The organism is Vogesella indigofera, assembly GCF_028548395.1.
Classification (GTDB): Bacteria; Pseudomonadota; Gammaproteobacteria; order Burkholderiales; family Chromobacteriaceae; genus Vogesella; species Vogesella indigofera_A.
Genome location: NZ_JAQQLA010000003.1, coordinates 120,248 through 139,697 on the forward strand (window position 1 = coordinate 120,248; position 19,450 = coordinate 139,697).

Consider the following 19,450-nt stretch of genomic DNA (forward strand, 5'->3'; position numbering starts at 1 on the left):
TAATCAAATCCGCATTCTGGGGAACTCCGCTGCCGCTACGGTAGCGGAGCGGGGCTTGCTGCGCCCGGTTCCGGAACACCACGAGGGAGAAATAACCATGTTGATCGTGCGTCCAGTACGCATTTCCGATCTGCCAGTCATTGAAACAATGGCGGTGGACAGCGGGATTGGCGTCACCAGCTTGCCGAACAATCGGGAAAAGCTCTACGAAAAAATCCAGACCTCGCTCGGCGCCTTCGAGCACGAGGCGGTGGCCGGTACCGGCCGTGAATACTATATGTTCGTGCTGGAAGACGACGGCCAGGTGGTCGGCACCGCGTCGATCAGCGCCTCCGCCGGCTTTGAAGAGCCGTTCTACAGCTACCGCAGCGAAACCATGGTGCACGCCTCGCGCGCGCTGAAGGTGAACAACCGCATCCACGTGCTGAACATGTGCCACGACCTGACCGGCATGGTGCAGCTGCTCGGCTTCTACTGCCGGCCCAACCTGTCGCTGCGCGCGCTGGAATTGCTGTCGCGCGCCCGACTCCTCTATATGGCGGCCGCACGCGAGCGTTTCGGCCGTCGCATCCTGGTCGAGATGCAGGGCATTCTCGACGCCAACGCGCAGTCGCCGTTCTGGGACGCCATCGGTCGCCGCTTCTTCAATATGGACTTCCCGCAGGTGGAGCAGGCCTTCGCCCAGCGCAGCAAGACCTTTATTGCCGAGCTGATGCCGACCTACCCGATCTACGTGCCGCTGCTGCCGGATCAGGCGCAAAACGCCATCGGCCAGATCCACCCCGATTTCGAGCGTCCGTTCAACATCCTCAGCCGCGAAGGCTTCGAGGCCGACAACTACATCGACATCTTTGACGGCGGCGCGGTGCTGACCGCCGAGGTCGACCAGCTGTTCAGCATGCGCCAGCAGCTGCGGGCGCAGGTTGAAGTGGCGCCGGTGCTGCCGGAAGGCGCTGAAGAGATGGTGATTTCCAATCATCGCAGCGACCAGTTCGCCCTGGCGCAGGCACACGCCAGCCTGGTGGACGACGTGTTGTTCATCACACCGGATACCGCGCGCGCGCTGTCGCTCGCCAGCGGCCAGATCGCCTGTGTCGCGCCGCTATTGCAAGCAGAACAAGGGAGGGTTGCAGCATGATGGTGATTCGCCCGGTCAAGGCGTCCGATCTGGACGGCCTGATGGAGCTGGCGCGCAGCGCCGGCGTAGGTCTGACCTCGTTGCCGGTGAACGAAGAGCGCCTCAGCGCCCGTATCGCCCGCTCCGAGAAAAGCTTCAGCGGCGAGGCCGATCTGGCCGAACGCGGCTACGTGTTCGTGCTGGAAGACACCGCCAGTGGCCGTGTCGGCGGCATCTGCGCGCTGGAGGCGGCAGTCGGCCTGAAAGAGCCGTGGTACAACTACCGTGTCGGTACCATCGTCCATGCCTCGGAAGAGCTGGATGTTTACACCCGTCACGAAACGCTGTTCCTGTCCAACGACCACACCGGCTACTCCGAGCTGTGCACGCTGTTCCTGCACCCGGATTTCCGCGTCAACAAGAACGGCGGCCTGCTGTCCAAGAGCCGCTTCCTGTTCCTGGCGCAGTTCCCGGAAATGTTCGGCAAGGTGGTGGTGGCGGAGATGCGCGGCGTGTCCGACGCCGCCGGCAACTCGCCGTTCTGGGAAGCGCTCGGCCGCCACTTCTTCTCGATGGAATTCGCGCAGGCCGATTACCTGACCGGCGTCGGCCAGAAGGCTTTCGTCGCCGAGCTGATGCCGAAATTCCCGGTCTACATCGACTTCCTGCCGCAGGACGCGCAGGCGGTGATCGGCCAGACCCACGACAACACCCGCCCGGCGGTGGCGATGCTGCACAGCGAAGGCTTCCGCTACGAAGGCTACGTCGACATCTTCGACGCCGGCCCGACGGTGCAGGCCTACACCCGCGACATCCGCGCGGTGCGCGACAGCCGCCTGCTGGCGGCCAACGTTGACGACAGCGCGGAAAGCGCGGCCACCGGCTTCTATCTGGTGTCCAACACCGGCTTTGACGGCTTCCGCGTGCTGCTGGCCGAACTGGCGCCGGGCGCGGACAGCGTCAAGCTGAGCGCGGAACAGGCGGCAACACTGAATATCAAGCAGGGCGATGTGGTGCGTGTGGTGGCACTGTCGCCGAAGGAGACTGCATAAATGGCAACGCAATTCATCAACGGCAGCTGGTTGTCCGGTAGCGGCGAACAGCTGAACAAGAACAATCCGGCCACCGGCATCCTGATCTGGCAAGGCCAGGCCGCCGATGCGCAGCAGGTCGACGCCGCCGTGCGCGCCGCGCGTGCCGCGTTCAAGGGCTGGGCACGCACCGCGCTGGACGAGCGTCTGGCCGTCATCCGCCGCTTTGGCGAACTGCTGAACAGCAACAAGGCCGCACTGGCGGAGATCATCGCCAAGGAAACCGGCAAGCCGATGTGGGAAGCGCAGACCGAAGTCACCACCATGGTGAACAAGGTCGAGATCTCGATCAAAGCCTATAACGAGCGCACCGGCGAACGCGCCGCGCCGATGGGCGACGCGCAGGCGGTATTGCGCCACAAGCCGCACGGCGTGGTGGCGGTGTTCGGCCCGTACAACTTCCCCGGCCACCTGCCAAACGGCCACATCGTGCCGGCGCTGATCGCCGGTAACACCGTGATCTTCAAGCCGTCGGAGCTGACGCCGTGGACGGCGCAGGAAACCGTGCGCCTGTGGCACGAGGCCGGCCTGCCGGCAGGGGTGATCAACCTGACCCAGGGCGCCAAGGAAACCGGCATCGCGCTGGCCAATCACGACGGTATCGACGGCCTGTTCTTTACCGGCAGCTCCGGCACCGGCAACCTGCTGCACAAGGCCTTCGGCGGCCAGCCGGAGAAAATCCTGGCGCTGGAAATGGGTGGCAACAATCCGCTGATCGTCGGCAATGTTGCCGATGTCGATGCCGCGGTGCATCACGTGATCCAGTCCGCCTTCGTTTCCGCTGGTCAGCGCTGCACCTGCGCGCGCCGCCTGCTGGTGGCGGAAGGCGCCGCCGGCGATGCCTTCATCGCGCGGCTGGTACAGGTTGCGGCCAACCTCAAGGTTGGTCTCTACAACGACGAGCCGCAGCCGTTCATGGGTTCGGTGATTTCCAATGCGGCCGCCGACGCGCTGCTGGCAGCACAGGCAACGTTGAGCGCAAGCGGCGGCAAGGTGCTGCTGGAGATGAAGCGCTTGTCCGAGGTCGGCGCCATCCTGTCGCCGGGCATCATCGACACGACCCACGCGCAGCGTCCGGACGACGAATTCTTCGGTCCGTTGCTGCAGATCATCCGCTACCACGATTTTGACCAGGCCATTGAGCTGGCCAACGACACCCGCTTCGGCCTGGCCGGCGGTGTGCTGTCCGACGATCGCGGCCAGTACGAGCAGTACCTGCTGGAAAGCCGCGCCGGGGTGGTGAACTGGAACAAGCCGCTGACCGGTGCCTCCAGTGCTGCACCATTTGGTGGCATCGGCGCCTCCGGCAATCACCGTCCTAGTGCCTATTACGCCGCCGACTACTGCGCGTGGCCGGTAGCGTCGCTGGAATGCGACAGCCTGACCGTTCCGTCTCAACTTTCTCCGGGGATCGTACTGTGAGCAACGCTTTTGAAGTGAACTTCGACGGCCTGGTGGGCCCGACGCACAACTACAGCGGCCTGTCCTACGGCAACGTCGCTTCCACCGGCAACCAGAATGCCGCCTCCAATCCGCGTCTGGCCGCCAAGCAGGGCCTGGCCAAGATGAAGGCGCTGCACGATCTCGGCTTCAAGCAGGGCGTGCTGGCGCCGCACGAGCGCCCGGACGTGGCCTCGCTGCGCCTGCTGGGCTTTGGCGGGACCGACGCACAGGTGATCGCCCGCGCCGCGAAGGAAGCGCCGGCCATCCTGGCGGCCGCCACCTCGGCGTCGTGCATGTGGACCGCCAACGCGGCCACCGTCAGCCCGTCCGGCGACACCGCCGACGGTCGCGTGCACTTCACGCCGGCCAATCTGAACAACAAGTTCCACCGCTCCATCGAGCATCCAACCACCCGTCGCATCCTGCAGGCGATGTTTGCCGACGAGTCCCGCTTTGCGGTGCACCCGGCACTGCCGGCGCAGATGCACTTCGGCGACGAGGGTGCGGCCAACCATACCCGCTTCTGCCATGAATACGACGGTGCCGGTGTCGAGTTCTTCGTATTCGGTGCTGCCGCCTTTGACAGCCGTTATCCGAAGCCGGCACGCTTCCCGGCACGGCAGACGCTGGAAGCTTGCCAGGCGGTCGCCCGCCTGCATGGCCTGAAGGAAGCTGGCGTGGTCTACGCGCAGCAGGATCCGGATACCATCGACGCCGGCGTGTTCCACAATGACGTGATCTCGGTCGGTAACCGCAACGTGCTGTTCCATCACGAGAAGTCGTTCCTGCATCAGGCCGAGGTGCTGGCCGAGCTGGATCGCAAGCTGGCCGCAGCCGGTGGCAACTTCATTGCCATCGAAGTGCCGCTGGCGGAAGTCAGCGTCGAAGAGGCGGTGAAGAGCTACCTGTTCAACAGCCAGCTGCTGTCCAAGCCGGACGGCAAGATGATCATCGTGGTGCCGGAAGAGTGCCGCAACATCGAGCGGGTGTGGACTTACCTGCAGAAGATGAGCAGCTCGGGCGGCCCGATCGACGAGGTGCGCGTGTTCGACCTGAAGCAGAGCATGCAGAATGGCGGCGGCCCGGCTTGTCTGCGCCTGCGCGTGGCGCTGTCGGCGGCGGAGATTGCGGCGGTCAATCCGAACGTAATGATGAGCGATGCATTATTTGGCACGCTTAATGCTTGGGTAGACCGTCATTATCGCGACCGCCTGTCACCGGACGATCTGGCCGACCCGCAACTGCTTGTCGAGTGCCGTACCGCACTGGACGAACTGAGCGGCATCCTGGCACTGGGCTCGGTGTATCCTTTCCAGATGGTGTAATTAAACCCATACGGAAAATGCATTTGCATACAGGCCATCTGCGATCATGTCGCAGGTGGCTTTTTTGTTGTGTGAGTGCAAAAGCAAATAAAATCGATTGTATCCATAAACGGTTTTTTCCTTTTGCGCGGATTTGGTGCATCGGTGGCGAATTTATGATTCGAATTGAAACAAATGTGGTTCGTTTGCGAAAAGAAAGGAAAATTTTTAAAAATAATACGCGCGAAAAAGAACATCAAAAAAAGCCTTTGGTTGCAACGCAACATTGAATTGCGGTCAGGTTTTTTTGCTGTTTTTTTTAATTAAATCAATGACTTGTGTTGTGTTAAAAAAATCGTAAAAAAACCTGAATTTCTCAAGTTTTTAAGATTGACAGTCGATTGGATACGCTAGCATAATCCGCTCGGCTTGTCGGACAGAAACCCAACTGCCGACCTTTGCACAGAAGACGGTAAAAGAGGGTAAACCCCGTATAAATCGTCGGGACAATCATCCTTAGGAGATCCCACCGTGGACATTTTTCTGCAACAGATCCTGAACGGCCTCGTGCTGGGCAGCATTTATGCCCTGATCGCACTTGGTTACACCATGGTGTACGGGATCATGGGCCTCATCAACTTCGCGCACGGCGAAGTCGTGATGTTTGGCGCCATGGTTACCATCACCGTTGTTACTTCCCTGATGAATGCCGGTGTCGCTCTGCCGGGTCCGATGCTGGTGCTGATCGGCCTGCTGGTCGCCATTCCTGCCTGCATGCTGCTGGGCTACACCATCGAACGCGTGGCTTACCGCCCGCTGCGTAACGCACCCAAGCTGGCACCGCTGATCACCGCGATCGGCCTGTCCATCGTGCTGCAGCAGGTTGCCATCCTGATCTGGGGTCGTAACTACATCCCGTTCCCGGCCATCCTGGATCACGAAACCATCGAGATCTTCGGCGCTACCATCACCAAACTGCAACTGGGTATCGTTGGCCTGTGCCTGCTGCTGATGGTCGGTCTGCTGGTCGTGGTCGAGAAGACCAAGCTGGGCCGTGCGATGCGCGCCACCAGCCAGAACCCGGCGGTTGCCAGCCTGATGGGCGTCAACGTCAATACCATCATCTCCGCGACCTTTGTGATGGGTTCGGCGCTGGGTGCCATCGCCGGTGTGATGGTTGCCACCAACTATGACCAGGCTCACTACTATATGGGCTTCATGATCGGTCTGAAGGCGTTTACCGCCGCGGTGCTGGGCGGTATCGGCAACCTGGGTGGTGCAGTTGCCGGTGGCATCCTGCTGGGCATTATCGAAAGTCTGGGTGCTGGCTATATTGGTGACCTGACCGGTGGTTTCCTGGGTTCGCACTATCAGGACATCTTTGCCTTCGCTGTGCTGATCGTCGTTCTGATCTTCCGTCCTTCTGGCCTGCTGGGCGAGAAAATGGCCGATCGCGCCTAATAGGGAGAGACAAGTGAGCATGACTATGGATACCAACAAAAAACTGGCGGTCTTTATTGCCTCCGCCATCGTGCTGGCCGTGCTGCCGTTCGTGGTCGGCAATACCCTGGGTAACTCCTGGGTGCGCACCATCGACTTCGCGCTGCTGTACGTGATGCTGGCGCTGGGTCTGAACATTGTGGTCGGCTTTGCCGGTCTGCTGGACCTGGGCTTCATCGCCTTCTACGCCGTCGGTGCCTACACCTTCGCGCTGTTGGGCTCGCCACACTTCGACATTCACCTGCCGTTCTACATCTCGATCCCGATCGGTGCCGGTCTGGCCGCGATGTTCGGCTTGCTGCTGGGTACCCCAGTGCTGAAGCTGAAGGGTGACTATCTGGCGATCGTGACGCTGGGCTTCGGTGAAATCGTCCGGATCTTCATGAATAACCTGAACGCGCCGGTGAACATCACCAACGGGCCGCAGGGTATTAACCTGATCGATCCGATCCAGATCGGTGGCGTGTCGCTGGGCAAGGCCATCGAGGTATTCGGTTTCAGCCTGAACCCGGTGCACATGTACTACTACGTGTTCCTGTTCCTGACCGTGCTGGTGGTGATCATGGTTTACCGCCTGCAGCACTCCCGTATCGGCCGTGCCTGGGTGGCGATGCGTGAAGACTCGATCGCCGCGGCGGCAATGGGCCTCAACATCCGCAACATCAAGCTGCTGGCCTTTGCGCTGGGCGCGCTGTCCGGTGGTGTTGCCGGTGGCCTGTTCTCGACTTTCCAGGGCTTCATCTCGCCGGAGTCGTTCGGCCTGCTGGAATCGATCATGATCCTGGCGATGGTGGTACTGGGTGGCATGGGGCACATCCCAGGCGTGATCCTGGGGGCCGTGGTGCTGACCATTGCGCCGGAAATCCTGCGTGACGTGATCGGTCCGCTGCAGATGCATACCTTCGGCAAAATGATTGTCGACCCGGAAAACGCACGCATGCTGCTGTTCGGTGCAGCGATGGTGATCATGATGCTGGTTCGTCCGGAAGGGATGTGGCCGTCCAAGCGTCGTGCTGCTGAATTCAAAGATGCGAAGAAAGGTTAAGCCATGTCTGAAGTTTTGCTGAAAATCGAAGGCATCAACAAGCGTTTTGGCGGCCTTCACGCACTGAGTAATGTCAGCCTGCACATCAACAAGGGCGAGATTTATGGCCTGATCGGTCCTAACGGCGCCGGCAAGACCACGATGTTCAACGTGCTGACCGGCCTGTACACCCCGGACGAAGGTAGCTTCACCTTTGACGGCAACGATCTGTTCCGTGCGCCACCGCACGTGGTGGTGAATACCGGTATCGCCCGTACCTTCCAGAATATCCGTCTGTTCCACGAGATGACGGCGCTGGAAAACGTGATGGTTGGCCGTCACATCCGCTCCAAAGCCAATGCGCTGGGTGCGGTACTGCGCAACAAGGCCACCCGCGACGAGGAAGCCTCGATCGAGGCCAAGGCTTGGGAACTGCTGCGCTATGTCGGCATCGAGGATGTCGCCTACGAGCGTGCCAAGAACCTGTCCTACGGTCACCAGCGTCGTCTGGAAATCGCCCGTGCGCTGGCCACCGAGCCGAAGCTGCTGGCGCTGGATGAACCGGCCGCCGGCATGAACCCGAGCGAGACCGAGTCGCTGAAGGCGTTGATGGAAAAGATCCGCGACGGTGGTGTCACCGTGCTGCTGATCGAACACGACGTGAAGCTGATGATGGGCCTGTGCGATCGTATCGCCGTGCTCGACTATGGCAAGAAAATTGCAGAAGGTGTGCCCGAAGTGGTACGTAAAGATCCGAAAGTGATCGAGGCTTATCTGGGAGTGGCACACGAATGAGCATTCTAGACGTCAAGAACCTGCAGGTTTCCTACGGTGGCATTCAGGCCGTCAAGGGCATCGACTTCCACATCAACAAGGGCGAACTGGTGACCCTGATCGGTGCCAACGGCGCCGGCAAGACCACCACGCTGAAAACCCTGGTCGGCATGGTCAAGATCGCCGGCGGCAGCATCAGCTTTGATGGCAAGGACACCACCAGCATCGCCACCCACGACTTCGTGCGTAACGGTCTGGTGATGGTGCCGGAAGGCCGTGGCATCTTCGGCAAGCTGACGGTGGAAGAAAACCTGCAAATGGGTGGTTTCCATCGCAACGACAAAGATGGCATCCAGCGCGACATCGAGCGCGGCTACGAGCTGTTCCCGCGCTTGAAGGAGCGCCAGAAGCAGCTGGCCGGCACCCTGTCCGGTGGCGAACAGCAGATGGTGGCAATGGCGCGCGCGATCATCTCGCAACCGAAGTTGCTGCTGCTGGACGAGCCGTCGATGGGTCTGGCACCGCTGATCGTGGAAAAGATCTTCGAGATCATCCAGATGGTGGCGGCCGAAGGCGTGACCATGCTGCTGGTGGAACAGAACGCCAAGCTGGCGCTGCAGGTATCGCAGCGCGGCTACGTGATGGAAAGCGGCAAGATCAGCATGAGCGGCCCGGCGAAGGAATTGCTGGACGACGAGCGCGTGCGTAACGCCTACCTCGGCGGTTAACCCCGTCCGGCCACGGGCGCGGCCAACCGGCCGCCCCGTGTGTGCTTGCCCGAGGCGGGTATTGCCGCCGTGTCGCGAGAACAATAACCATGTTTGACACCCTCAGCCCCGATGTCCTGCTCCGCCAGGCACTCGGGGCTTTGTTTTTTCCGCCGCTGAACGGACTGTTGCTGCTGCTGGCCGGCAGCTACTGGCGGCGGCGGGCACCGGCGGCTGGTCGCTTGCTGTTGCTGCTGGCGCTGCTGCTGAGCTATCTGCAGGCAACGCCGTGGCTGGCGATGCGTCTCAATGGCGCGCTGGAATCGTTTGCGCCGGCCACGCTGGTGCAGGTGCGTAGCACCGGCGCCATCGTGGTGCTCGGTGGCGGCCAGCGTCCGGCGCCGGAGTATGCGGCCAACGTGCCGTCCGGCGACAGCCTGGCGCGGCTGCGCTATGGTGCCTATCTGGCACGGGCCAGCGGCTTGCCGCTGCTGCTGACCGGCGGTGCCCCCAGCGGCGGCGAGGCCGAGGCGGTGGTGATGGCGCGCGTGCTGCAGCAGGATTACGGCATCACCCCGCGCTGGGTGGAGGCCGCCGCGGAAACCACCGCCGACAATGCCCGCCTGTCTGCCGCGCTGCTGCGCGAGGCCAAGGTTGGCCGCATCACGCTGGTGACGCAGGCCTGGCACATGCCGCGCGCGCTGCCGCCGTTCCGTGCCGCCGGCCTGCAGGTGGTGGCAGCGCCGACCGGCTATAGTCGTTATGACGGCATCTGGCTGCAGCACTGGCTGCCGAGCGGGCGCGCGATGCAGGAGGTGTATCAGGCGGAGCGCGAATGGCTGGGGCTGCTGTATTATCGCTTGCGTTCCCTCATTACAGGATTAAGCACATGAACACCGGCGCGCTGATCATCGGAGACGAATTATTGTCTGGCAAACGCCAGGACAAACACATGCCGGCACTGATCCGCCTGCTGGCGGAACGTGGCATGAAGCTGGCCTGGGTCGAGTACCTTGGCGACGATCCGGCGCGCATCGAGGCGGCACTGCGGCGCGCCTTTGCCAGTGGCGATCTGGTATTCAGCTTTGGCGGCATCGGCGCCACGCCGGACGACTACACTCGTGCCTGTGCCGCGCAGGCGCTGGACGAGGCGCTGGAGATCCACCCCGAGGCGAAGCAGCTGATCGAAGGCCGCTTTGGTGCCGACGCCTATCCGCACCGCATCAACATGGGCCGGCTGCCGGCCAGCGCACGGCTGATCCCCAATCCGGTCAACCAGATGCCGGGCTTTTCCTGTCGCGACGTACACTTCGTGCCCGGCTTTCCCAATATGGCGTGGCCGATGGTGGCGTGGGTGCTAGACACGCAGTACCGCGCCCTGTTTTCCGAGCATCCGGACGTGGAACAGGGCTGCATTGCCATCGATGCGCGCGAGGGCGACCTGATCACGCTGATGCAGGAATTCGTGGCGCGTTACCCGACGCTGCGTTTCTCCAGCCTGCCCAATTTCGGCACCGACGCCATCCCGCAGATGCACATCGAGTTCGGCTTCAGCGGCCAGCCTGCGCTGGTGGCGATCGCGCTGGGCGAGTGGCGCAAGGCGCTGCTGGCCAAGGGCTACGAGGTGCGCGACAAGCCGGCGAGCTAGCTACTGCCGTGACAGCAGGCTAACAGCCGGGGCTGCCGGGACGGATGCCGCGGGAGGTATTTTCCCGTACTCAGGCGCCGCGACAAGACAAAAGGTTGGCCGCAAGCATCACTGCTTGCGGCCAACCTTTTGTCGTTGTGGCGTACGGCGCTGGCAGGCGCCAGCGGCTTAGTTGACGAAGCGCATCGAGAAGTCGATGGCGCGCACGTCCTTGGTCAGCTTGCCGATGGAAATGCGGTCGACCCCGGTCTCGGCGATGGCGCGCACGCTGTCCAGGTCGACGCCGCCGGAGGCCTCCAGCTGCGCACGGCCGGCGCTGCGGCGCACGGCCTCGCGCATCTCGTCCGGCGACATGTTGTCGAGCAGGATCAGCGGGCAGGCGGCGGCCAGCGCCTCGTCCAGTTCGGTCAGGTTTTCCACTTCCACCTGCAGCGTCACGTGCGGCGGCGCGATGGCGCGAGCGGCTTTGAGCGCCGCGGTGATGCTGCCGTTGGCGATGATGTGGTTTTCCTTGATCAGGATGCCGTCGTAGAGGCCGACGCGCTGGTTGGCGCCGCCGCCGACGGTGACGGCGTACTTTTGCGCCAGGCGCAGGCCGGGCACCGTCTTTCGGGTGTCGTGGATCACGGCGCGGGTGCCGGCAACGGCATCGACGTAGCGGCGCGTTTCGGTGGCGACGCCGGACAGCGTCTGCAGGAAGTTCAGGCCGCTGCGTTCGGCGGTGAGCAGCGCCTGTGCCGGGCCGCTGATGGTGCACACCACGTCACCGTTGCCGATGCGGGCGCCTTCGGCGACGTGCCACTGCACCTGGCAGCGCGCGTCGATCTGGCGATAGCACTCTTCCAGCCACGCCTGGCCACACAGCACCGCCGCTTCGCGTGCCACGATGCGCGCTTCGCCCGGCTGGTTCGGGCACAGGGCGGCAGTCCAGTCCTTGTCGCCGATGTCTTCGGCAAGGGCAAGGCTGACGGAGTGGGCGATCAGGTGCTGGGCGGGCAAGGTCGGCATGATGGTCGGAGTCCGGGGCAAAAAGCGCGATTTTACCCCGCTTTGGCGTGGCGGTGGGGTGCTCTGCTATGATGAAGTTCTGTCGCCCGTCCCGATCCGCCAATGAATTTTCCCGATACGCTGTTTTCCCTGCCACTGTTGTGGGCCGCCACCGGACTGATGTTGCTGCTGCTGTCGCTGGCTGCGTGGCGGGTGCCGTGGCGCACGCTGCCGCACGGCGCGGTCAGTGCCTGGACGGCAGCCTGTGTGCTGCTGGCCGCGATGTGGCTGGTCAAGGCCGGCCTGCAGCCGGGGTTGTCGTTTCACCTGCTGGGGGCGGCGATCTTCACCTTGCTGATGGGGCCGGCGCTGGCGCTGCTGGCACTGGCGCTGGTGCTGCTGTTGCAGGTGGCGGCAGGGCAGCTGGACTGGCTGGCGCTGGGGCTGAATTTCTGCGTGACGCTGTTGCCGGCGGTGGCGGTGACCGCGCTGGCGCTGCGCCTGGCGCAGCGTTATCTGCCGGCGCACCTGTTCGTCTATGTCTTCGTCAACGCCTTTCTCGCCGGCGGCCTGAGCCTCATTGCCGCCGCCGCCAGCGGCATGGCGCTGCTGTGGCTGCTGGGGGTGTACGACTGGCCCTACCTGCTGGATAACGCGCTGCCGTTCTATTTCCTGCTGTCGTGGTCGGAGGCGTTTACCAGCGGGCTGGTGCTGTCGATCATGGTGGTGTACCGGCCGCAGTGGGTGCGCAGTTTTGATGACGCGCGCTATCTGGCGCGATGACTGAAAGGGGAGTGTGATGCAGTTTGCATTCTGGGCCATCCTGCTGGCCGCGGCGATGCCGCTGCTGTGGGCGGTGCTGGCCAAAAGCGGGCCGGGTTTCGACAATCACCAGCCGCGGCTGTATCTCGCGGGGCTGCAGGGCTGGCGCCAGCGCGCACAGTGGGCGCAGCAGAATTCCTGGGAGGCGTTCGCGCCGTTTGCCGCCGCCGTCATCGTCGCCTACCTGATGATGGTGACCCCGCAGCAGCTGGATGCGGCGGCCGCGGTCTTCATCGTGGCGCGGCTCGGTTATGGCGTGTGCTATCTCGTCGACTGGGCCACGCTGCGCTCGCTGTGCTGGACGGCGGGCTTTGGCGCGGTGGTGTACCTGTTCCTGACTGCGGCGCATTTGCTGTGATGCCAGTGGGGGAAAACAATGCGGCCAACCTTGTCCAAGGTTGGCCGCATTGCGTTGCTGCTTGTTTGTTTCCGGTTACAGCATGATCGGTTCGGCTTCCAGTGCCACGCCGTAGCGCGCCAGCACCGTGGCCTGGACCTTGGCCGCCAGCGCGGCGATTTGCCGGCCGCTGGCGTGGCCGTAGTTGACCAGCACCAGCGCCTGTTTGGCGTGCACGCCGGCGTCGCCGTCGCGGTAGCCCTTCAGGCCGGCCTGGTCGATCAGCCAGCCGGCGGCCAGCTTCACCTTGCCCTCGCCGGCCGGGTAGTGCGGCAGCGCCGGGAAGCGCGCCAGCAGCGCGGCGGCCTGCTCACTGTCGACGATCGGGTTCTTGAAGAAGCTGCCGGCATTGCCCAGCTGCGCCGGGTCCGGCAGCTTGCTCTGGCGGATGGCGATCACCGCGCGGCTGACGTCCTGCGCACTCGGCGTGCCGCTGATGCCCATCGCCTGCAGTTGCTGGGCGATGTCACCGTAGCCGGTCTTGCTGAGCGCGTGACGCGACAGGCGGAAGCGCACCGAGGTCACCAGATAACGGCCGGCGTGCTGCTTGAACACGCTGTCGCGGTAGGCAAAGCGGCAGTCGGCATTGGCCAGCGTCACCGGCGCGCCGCCGTGGTGCAGGTCGGCGCACACCACTTCCGTGATGCAATCCTTCACCTCCACGCCGTAGGCGCCGATGTTCTGGATCGGGCTGGCGCCGACGGTGCCGGGGATCAGACTGAGGTTTTCCAGCCCGCACCAACCCTGCTGCAGGGTGTGGCAGACAAAGTCGTGCCAGTTTTCGCCGGCGGCGGCCTCGATGATCACGCTGTCGCCTTCGTCGGCCAGCAGACGGATGCCCTTGAGCAGGATGCGCACCACGGTGCCGGGATAGTCGTCGCACAACAGCAGGTTGCTGCCGCCGCCCAGCCACAGCACCGGGCCGTCCAGCTCGGCCAGCAGGGCCGGCAGCTGGCTCAGCTGGTGCAGTTCGGTGTAGCGGCGTGCGCTGGCGGCAATGCCGAAGGTGTTGAACGGTTGCAGCGAAACGTGTTGCTGGAAGGTGATGGTCACGAAGCGGGCCTCACAGGGTTTGACGATGCAGGCGCTGCCTGCTGATATGGGAAAGGTAGCCGACCAGGGTCAGCCCCGCCACGCTGAGGCTGACCACCAGTGCCGCCCAGAAGCCGTGCACGCCCAGTCGCGGCAGCAGCCAGTCGGTCAGCCCCAGCACCATGCCCAGCCCGAGGCCGAGACCCCAGAACGACACGATATGGATCGCCATCGGCAGGGTGGTGATCTTGTAGCCGCGCAGCGCGCCGGAGGCCACCGTCTGCATCGCGTCGGTCAGCTGGTAAAAGGCGGCGAACAGCATCAGCGTGCTGCCCAGCGCCACCACCGCCGGGTCCGGGCTGTACATGGCGATGATCTGGTGGCGGAACAGCAGCACCAGCAGCATGGTCAGCACTGCGGCCGCGATACTGAGTGCGATGCCGAGGCCGCTGATCAGTCGCGCCTGCAGGTAGTCGCCGCTGCCGATGCTCTGGCCGACGCGGATGGTCAGCGCGGTGGCGATGCTCTGCGGGATCATGTAGATCAGGCTGGAGAAATTCAGCACCGCCTGGTGGCTGGCCACCACCAGGGTGCCCAGCTGCGCGATCAGCAGCGCGATGAAGGAAAACAGGCTGACCTCGACGAAAAAAGATAGCCCGATCGGTAGCCCCAGCTTCAGCATCGCCGGAAAGCGCGACCATTGTGGCCAGCTGAATTGCTGCGTCAGGCCGTAGCCGGCCAGTGCCCGGTTGCGGGCGAGGTAGACGAACAGCGTGATGGCGTTGAACCACATCACCACGCCGGTGGCCCAGCCGCAGCCGGCGCCGCCCAGCTGCGGCAGGCCGAACAGGCCGTGGATCAGCATGTAGTTGAGCGGAATATTCAGCAGCAGCGCGATCAGGCTCACCACCATGATCGGGCGCGGGCGGTTGAGGCTGGAGGCAAAGGCGTGCAGCGCACGGTGCATCATCGCCGCCGGCATACCGAAGGCGGCACCGTCGATGTACAGCATCACCTTGTCTTCCACCGCCTCCGGCAGGCTCAGCCACTGGCGCAGCAGCGGCTGGATCGCCAGCATCAGCAGCACGCCGAGGCAGCCGAGCAACAGCCCGAACCACAGGCCCTGGCGTGCGGTTTCGCCGATGCGACGGGTTTCGCCGGCGCCGAACTGATGCGACAGGATCGGGTTCAGTGCGCTGACGATGCCCATCAGCGTGACATAGACGGTGATGAAGATGCTGGCCCCCAGCGACACCGCCGCCAGATCGTCGGTGCTGACGCGGCCGGCCATCACCGTGTCGACAAAACCGGTCGCGACCTGGGCGATCTGCGCCACCATCATCGGCAGCGCCAGATGGCTCAGGGCGCGGGTTTCTTCGCGGATGCGCGGCCAACCAGCCTTATCAAGGTGAAACAGCATGTCAATCCAGCTCGGGAGCAAACCGCCGATTATAGCCGGATCGGCCGTGCGGCGTCCGAGCCGCGCAGCGGGCTCAGGCGATACCCGGGCGGCGCAGGTGGCAGCTGATGATCAGCGCGTTGCCGAACAGGCGGTTGATCTGCAGCGCCTGGTCGACATCGACATCCTGCAGCAGCAGCTTGCCCTGTTGCAGGCTGGCGGCCAGGCCGCGTTCGCTGGCCCAGGCCAGCAGCGTGGTCAGCTGGCGGGCGCCGGCATTGTCGCCGAGATGGATGGCGCGCAGTTCGCCGCGCAGAATCGGAGTGGAACGGGCAGGGGTGGTGGCAAACTCGGTGTAACGGTCTTGTTCGCAGTCGTACATGGTCTCGGTCTTCCTTGTCGGTCGCCCGGACTATCCGAACGACGCTTTAGCAGAGTTGGTTTAACGGCGCCCTGCAAGTTGTCGATTAACTCGGCGCCATGCGTTTTCACGCGGGGTACGGCTTTGCGGCAGCAGAAAACAAAAAACCCGCTGGCCAGTGGCTGCAGCGGATCGCTTGATCTGACGCTTTAGCTGGCATTTATAATGCGCCCGCAAGCTGATATCAAATCGGCGCAGTGACAACGTTACGACAGGCTGCCGCCGCTTGTCAAGCCGCTGCGGCGCGCGGCTGCCGGCAGCAGTATTGGCAGGCAGGTGGAGCCAGTTTTGCGAATCGCGCTATAATCCGCCGCCTGAACGCGGACTTTGTGTCCTTTTTTTCTTTCTCAGTGTAGCCCCGATGATCCGTAAACTCATCAGTCGAATCTTCGACTTGCCTGCCAGCCTGGCCGGCAACAAGAGCAAGCCGCGTGTGCTTGCCCTGGCCCAGCACGGCGTGCGCCGTGACGCACTCAGCCATGCCGCCCTGCGTGTGGTATCGCGGCTGCAGGACGCCGGTTTTTCCGCCTATGTCGTCGGTGGCGCGGTGCGGGACCTGCTGCTGGGAGTCACGCCCAAGGATTTCGACGTGGCCACCAGCGCCACGCCGGAGCAGGTGCACCACCTGTTCCGCCGCTCGCGCATCATCGGTCGCCGCTTCCGCATCGTGCACGTGATGATGGGGCCGGAGACCATCGAGGTGACCACCTTCCGTGGCGGCGAAGTCGCCAACAAGAACGAAACCGGTCGCGTGATGGCGGACAACACCTACGGCAACCAGGTCGAGGACGCGCTGCGTCGCGACTTCACCGTCAATGCGCTGTTCTACAACCCGACCGATGAAACCATCATCGACTATCATCACGGCGTGAAAGACCTGCGCGCCAGGAAGCTGGTGATGATCGGCCCGCCGGCGCGCCGCTATCAGGAAGACCCGGTGCGCATGCTGCGCGCGGTCAGGCTGGCTGCCAAGCTGGATTTCACCATCGACGAGCATACCCGCAAGCCGATTGCGGCCAACGCAGCGCTGCTGCGTAACGAGCCGCCGGCGCGGCTGTTCGACGAGCTGCTGAAGCTGCTGCACTCCGGCCACGCCTACGCCTGCCTGAAGATGCTGCGCGACGAAGGCCTGTCGCAGGGGACGTTCCCGTTGCTGGACGCAGTGATGGACGAGCCGGGCGGCGAGACCTTCCTCAAGAACGCGCTGGCCAACACCGACGAGCGCGTGCGTGCTGACAAGCCGGTGTCGGTTGGCTTCATGCTGGCGGCGATGCTGTGGGCGCAGGTGCGCAACCGCTGGCAGCAGCGCCTGCAGCAGGGCGAGCGCGATATCGCGGCACTGGTCGAGGCAATGGCGGAAGTGGAAACGCTGCAGGACAACGACTTTGCTATTCCGAAGCGCTTCTCCGCCACCATGCGCGAGATCTGGTTCCTGCAGCCGCGCTTCGAGAGCCGTGCCGGGCAGCGCCCGTTCCGCTTTGTCGAGCAGCCGCGCTTCCGCGCCGCCTATGACTTCTTCTGCCTGCGCGCCGATGCCGGCGAGGTGCCGCGCGAGCTGCAACAGTGGTGGGATGACTTCCAGAACGGCGATACCGCCGAGCGCCAGCAGCTGGTTGACGATGCGCGCAACAGCGGCGGCGAGGCCGCCAATCCGGAGCGCAAGAAGCGCCGGCGACGGCGCAAGCCGTCTGCCGCCGCGGGTGGCGGGGAGCCGGCGTGACCCTGGCGGTGATTGCGCTGGGCAGCAATCTGGAAAATCCGGTGCAACAGGTGGAAGCGGCGCTGCAAAGGTTGGCCGCATTGCCGGCCACGCGGCTGGTGCGCCGTTCCGCCTGCTACCGCACCGCTCCGGTCGGCTACGCCGAGCAACCCGATTTCATCAACGCGGTGTGCGAAGTGGACACCGCGCTGGACGCCGAAGCGCTGCTGGCGCAGTTGCTGCAACTGGAGCAGGACTTCGGCCGCGTGCGCAGCTTCCGCAACGCACCGCGGGTGCTGGACCTCGACCTGCTGCTGATGGACGGCGTCACGCGCGACAGCGAGTTTTTGACGCTGCCGCACCCGCGCATGCACGAGCGTGCCTTCGTGATGCTGCCGCTGGCGGAAATGGCGCCCGAGCGGCAGCTGCCGCAGGGCCGGGTGAGCGACATCGCCGCCGCGCTCGATGGCAGTGGTGTCAGCCGCCTGCCGCGCAGTAAATAACCCCCGGCAGCAGCGGCTGCCCCTCCAAGGAGTATGTGATGACGCAACTGCGCTATGTCGTGGTGGAAGGCCCCATTGCTTCCGGCAAGGCCGCCCTGGCGCGCCGGCTGGCGGATCATTGGGCGGTGCGCCTGCTGGCGGAGAGTGCGGCACAAAACCCGTTTCTCGAGCGTTTCTACCGCAATCCCCCGCATCACGGCCTCGCTACCCAGCTGTCCTTCCTGCTGCAGCGTGCCGATGCCGCCCATGACATGCTCAACGGCGACTTGCTGGCTGCACCGCTGGTGGCCGACTTCCTGTTCGAGAAGGACGCGCTGTTTGCCGAGCTGACGCTGGAAGACGACGAGCTGGCGCTGTACCGCCGTATCGCACCGGCGGTGCTGCGCGCCCATCCGGTGCCAGACCTGGTGATCTACCTGCAGGCGTCGCCGGAAACGGTGCAGCAGCGGCTGGAGCGGGCGGTGGCCAGCGGCGCGTTGTCGCCGCTGCCGGCAGGCTATGTCCAGCGCGTACACGCCGCCTACAGCACCTTTTTCCACGCCTACGAGGGCGCGCCGCTGCTGATCGTCAACACCGATCATCTTGATTTGGTTGAAGGTGATGATGATTTCGGGCTATTGTTGCGCTGCATCAGCGAGATGCGAGGCCAACGCAGTTACTTCAACAAGGGTATCTGAACCCTGCCCGGCCGGAAGGCGGAACCATCAGTTCCGCACCGCGGCCGCCCCTGCGTATCCGGGTGGTCACCCGCACCCCGGTCGCAGCTGCACGCAACGAGGAAATACAGAACATGAAAATAACCGTTAATACTTTGCAGACCATGGCCGCCGAAGGCCGCAAGATCAGCATGCTGACCTGCTACGACGCCAGCTTCGCCAGCCTGCTGGATGGCGCCGGTGTCGACATCCTGCTGATCGGCGATTCGCTGGGCATGGTGATGCAGGGGCGGGATTCGACGCTGCCGGTGACCATGGAACAGATGGAATACCACACCCGCTGTGTCGCGCAGGGTAGCAAGAACGCGATGGTGCTCGGCGACATGCCGTTCGGCAGCTACCAGGAAAGCCCGGCACAGGCGTTTGCCAATGCCGCACGCCTGATGCAGGCCGGCGCACACATGGTCAAGATCGAGGGTGGCGCCTTCATGGCGGAAACCGTGCGCTTCCTGGTGCAGCGCGGCGTGCCGGTGTGCGCCCATATCGGTCTCACCCCGCAGTTCGTCAACACCTTTGGCGGCTACAAGGTGCAGGGCAAGAGCGAATCCGATGCCGAGCGCATCATGGCCGACGCCCGCGCGCTGGCCGACGCCGGTGCCAGCATGGTGCTGATGGAGTGCGTACCGGCGGTGCTGGCGAAGAAGATCACCGAAGCGATCAGCGTGCCGACCATCGGCATCGGCGCCGGTCTCGACGTCTCCGGCCAAGTGCTGGTGCTGTACGACGTGCTCGGCGTGTATCCAGGCAAGAAGGCGCGTTTCGTCAAGGACTTCATGGCCGAGGCGCAAAGCATCCAGGGCGCGGTCAGCGCCTACGTCGCAGCGGTGAAAGCACAGACTTTCCCGGCGCCCGAACACTGTTTCTGA

20 protein-coding genes are annotated in these 19,450 nt (G+C 63.8%); 16 read left to right on the forward strand and 4 right to left on the reverse strand.

The window, feature by feature from the left end; genetic code table 11:
* The first annotated feature begins 97 nt into the window (after window positions 1-97).
* The 10 genes from PQU89_RS02560 to PQU89_RS02605 all read left to right on the forward strand — a co-directional run bounded on the left by PQU89_RS02560 (window position 98) and on the right by PQU89_RS02605 (window position 10,608).
* Window positions 98-1,138, forward strand: coding sequence for an arginine N-succinyltransferase (locus PQU89_RS02560; RefSeq protein WP_272757794.1), 1,041 nt, complete (start codon window positions 98-100; stop codon window positions 1,136-1,138).
* Window positions 1,135-2,169, forward strand: coding sequence for an arginine N-succinyltransferase (gene astA / locus PQU89_RS02565; protein ID WP_272764477.1), 1,035 nt, complete (start codon window positions 1,135-1,137; stop codon window positions 2,167-2,169). Before PQU89_RS02560 ends, astA begins: the two co-directional genes overlap by 4 nt.
* Window positions 2,170-3,630: a succinylglutamate-semialdehyde dehydrogenase gene (gene astD / locus PQU89_RS02570; protein ID WP_272764478.1), complete on the forward strand. Its 1,461-nt coding sequence runs from the start codon at window positions 2,170-2,172 to the stop codon at window positions 3,628-3,630. It abuts the gene before it with no gap.
* Window positions 3,627-4,976, forward strand: a complete 1,350-nt coding sequence (astB, locus tag PQU89_RS02575; RefSeq protein WP_272764479.1) for an N-succinylarginine dihydrolase — start codon at window positions 3,627-3,629, stop codon at window positions 4,974-4,976. Before astD ends, astB begins: the two co-directional genes overlap by 4 nt.
* A 510-nt stretch (window positions 4,977-5,486) precedes the next feature.
* Window positions 5,487-6,416 carry a branched-chain amino acid ABC transporter permease gene (locus tag PQU89_RS02580; RefSeq protein WP_272764480.1) on the forward strand — a complete coding sequence of 310 codons (930 nt, stop codon included), beginning with the start codon at window positions 5,487-5,489 and terminating at the stop codon, window positions 6,414-6,416.
* Between the two features lie 25 nt (window positions 6,417-6,441).
* On the forward strand, window positions 6,442-7,500 hold the full coding sequence (locus PQU89_RS02585) for an ABC transporter permease subunit (protein ID WP_272764481.1): 1,059 nt from the start codon (window positions 6,442-6,444) through the stop codon (window positions 7,498-7,500).
* 3 nt (window positions 7,501-7,503) lie between these two features.
* Window positions 7,504-8,274 carry an ABC transporter ATP-binding protein gene (locus tag PQU89_RS02590; protein WP_272764482.1) on the forward strand — a complete coding sequence of 257 codons (771 nt, stop codon included), beginning with the start codon at window positions 7,504-7,506 and terminating at the stop codon, window positions 8,272-8,274.
* Window positions 8,271-8,981 (forward strand): ABC transporter ATP-binding protein, encoded by a 711-nt coding sequence (locus PQU89_RS02595; RefSeq protein ID WP_272764483.1) that lies wholly within the window; start codon window positions 8,271-8,273, stop codon window positions 8,979-8,981. The genes PQU89_RS02590 and PQU89_RS02595 overlap by 4 nt, the downstream gene beginning before the upstream one ends.
* Before the next feature lie 89 nt (window positions 8,982-9,070).
* Window positions 9,071-9,853, forward strand: a complete 783-nt coding sequence (locus tag PQU89_RS02600) for a YdcF family protein (protein WP_272764484.1) — start codon at window positions 9,071-9,073, stop codon at window positions 9,851-9,853.
* Window positions 9,850-10,608 (forward strand): competence/damage-inducible protein A, encoded by a 759-nt coding sequence (locus PQU89_RS02605; protein ID WP_272764485.1) that lies wholly within the window; start codon window positions 9,850-9,852, stop codon window positions 10,606-10,608. Before PQU89_RS02600 ends, PQU89_RS02605 begins: the two co-directional genes overlap by 4 nt.
* A gap of 168 nt (window positions 10,609-10,776) precedes the next feature.
* Here PQU89_RS02605 and nadC read toward each other — a convergent pair whose 3' ends face one another.
* Window positions 10,777-11,616, reverse strand: a complete 840-nt coding sequence (nadC, locus tag PQU89_RS02610; RefSeq protein WP_272764486.1) for a carboxylating nicotinate-nucleotide diphosphorylase — start codon at window positions 11,614-11,616, stop codon at window positions 10,777-10,779.
* A 102-nt stretch (window positions 11,617-11,718) separates the two neighbouring features.
* On the opposite strand from nadC, the gene PQU89_RS02615 reads away from it, so the two are divergent.
* On the forward strand, window positions 11,719-12,378 hold the full coding sequence (locus PQU89_RS02615) for an energy-coupling factor ABC transporter permease (protein WP_272764487.1): 660 nt from the start codon (window positions 11,719-11,721) through the stop codon (window positions 12,376-12,378).
* Between the two features lie 16 nt (window positions 12,379-12,394).
* Window positions 12,395-12,775: an MAPEG family protein gene (locus tag PQU89_RS02620; protein WP_272764488.1), complete on the forward strand. Its 381-nt coding sequence runs from the start codon at window positions 12,395-12,397 to the stop codon at window positions 12,773-12,775.
* 75 nt (window positions 12,776-12,850) lie between these two features.
* Here PQU89_RS02620 and murB read toward each other — a convergent pair whose 3' ends face one another.
* From murB to PQU89_RS02635, 3 genes are all read right to left on the reverse strand, one after another.
* Complete coding sequence (gene murB / locus PQU89_RS02625) at window positions 12,851-13,867, reverse strand: UDP-N-acetylmuramate dehydrogenase (protein WP_272764489.1); 1,017 nt, start codon at window positions 13,865-13,867, stop codon at window positions 12,851-12,853.
* A 10-nt stretch (window positions 13,868-13,877) separates the two neighbouring features.
* Entirely contained in the window at window positions 13,878-15,266 is a 1,389-nt protein-coding gene (locus PQU89_RS02630) for an MATE family efflux transporter (protein WP_272764490.1), read from the reverse strand.
* Between the two features lie 73 nt (window positions 15,267-15,339).
* Window positions 15,340-15,627, reverse strand: a complete 288-nt coding sequence (locus PQU89_RS02635) for a hypothetical protein (RefSeq protein ID WP_272757781.1) — start codon at window positions 15,625-15,627, stop codon at window positions 15,340-15,342.
* A 400-nt stretch (window positions 15,628-16,027) separates the two neighbouring features.
* Between PQU89_RS02635 and pcnB the strand changes: the two genes are divergently transcribed.
* From pcnB to panB, 4 genes are all read left to right on the forward strand, one after another.
* Window positions 16,028-17,386 carry a polynucleotide adenylyltransferase PcnB gene (gene pcnB, locus PQU89_RS02640; protein WP_272764491.1) on the forward strand — a complete coding sequence of 453 codons (1,359 nt, stop codon included), beginning with the start codon at window positions 16,028-16,030 and terminating at the stop codon, window positions 17,384-17,386.
* Window positions 17,383-17,868 (forward strand): 2-amino-4-hydroxy-6-hydroxymethyldihydropteridine diphosphokinase, encoded by a 486-nt coding sequence (gene folK, locus PQU89_RS02645; protein ID WP_272764492.1) that lies wholly within the window; start codon window positions 17,383-17,385, stop codon window positions 17,866-17,868. The genes pcnB and folK overlap by 4 nt, the downstream gene beginning before the upstream one ends.
* Window positions 17,869-17,906: 38 nt before the next feature.
* Window positions 17,907-18,545, forward strand: coding sequence for a deoxynucleoside kinase (locus PQU89_RS02650; RefSeq protein WP_272764493.1), 639 nt, complete (start codon window positions 17,907-17,909; stop codon window positions 18,543-18,545).
* Window positions 18,546-18,658: 113 nt separating this feature from the next.
* The gene (gene panB, locus PQU89_RS02655) at window positions 18,659-19,450 is read left to right on the forward strand and encodes a 3-methyl-2-oxobutanoate hydroxymethyltransferase (RefSeq protein WP_047967093.1); all 792 of its coding nucleotides are present in this window, start codon (window positions 18,659-18,661) and stop codon (window positions 19,448-19,450) included.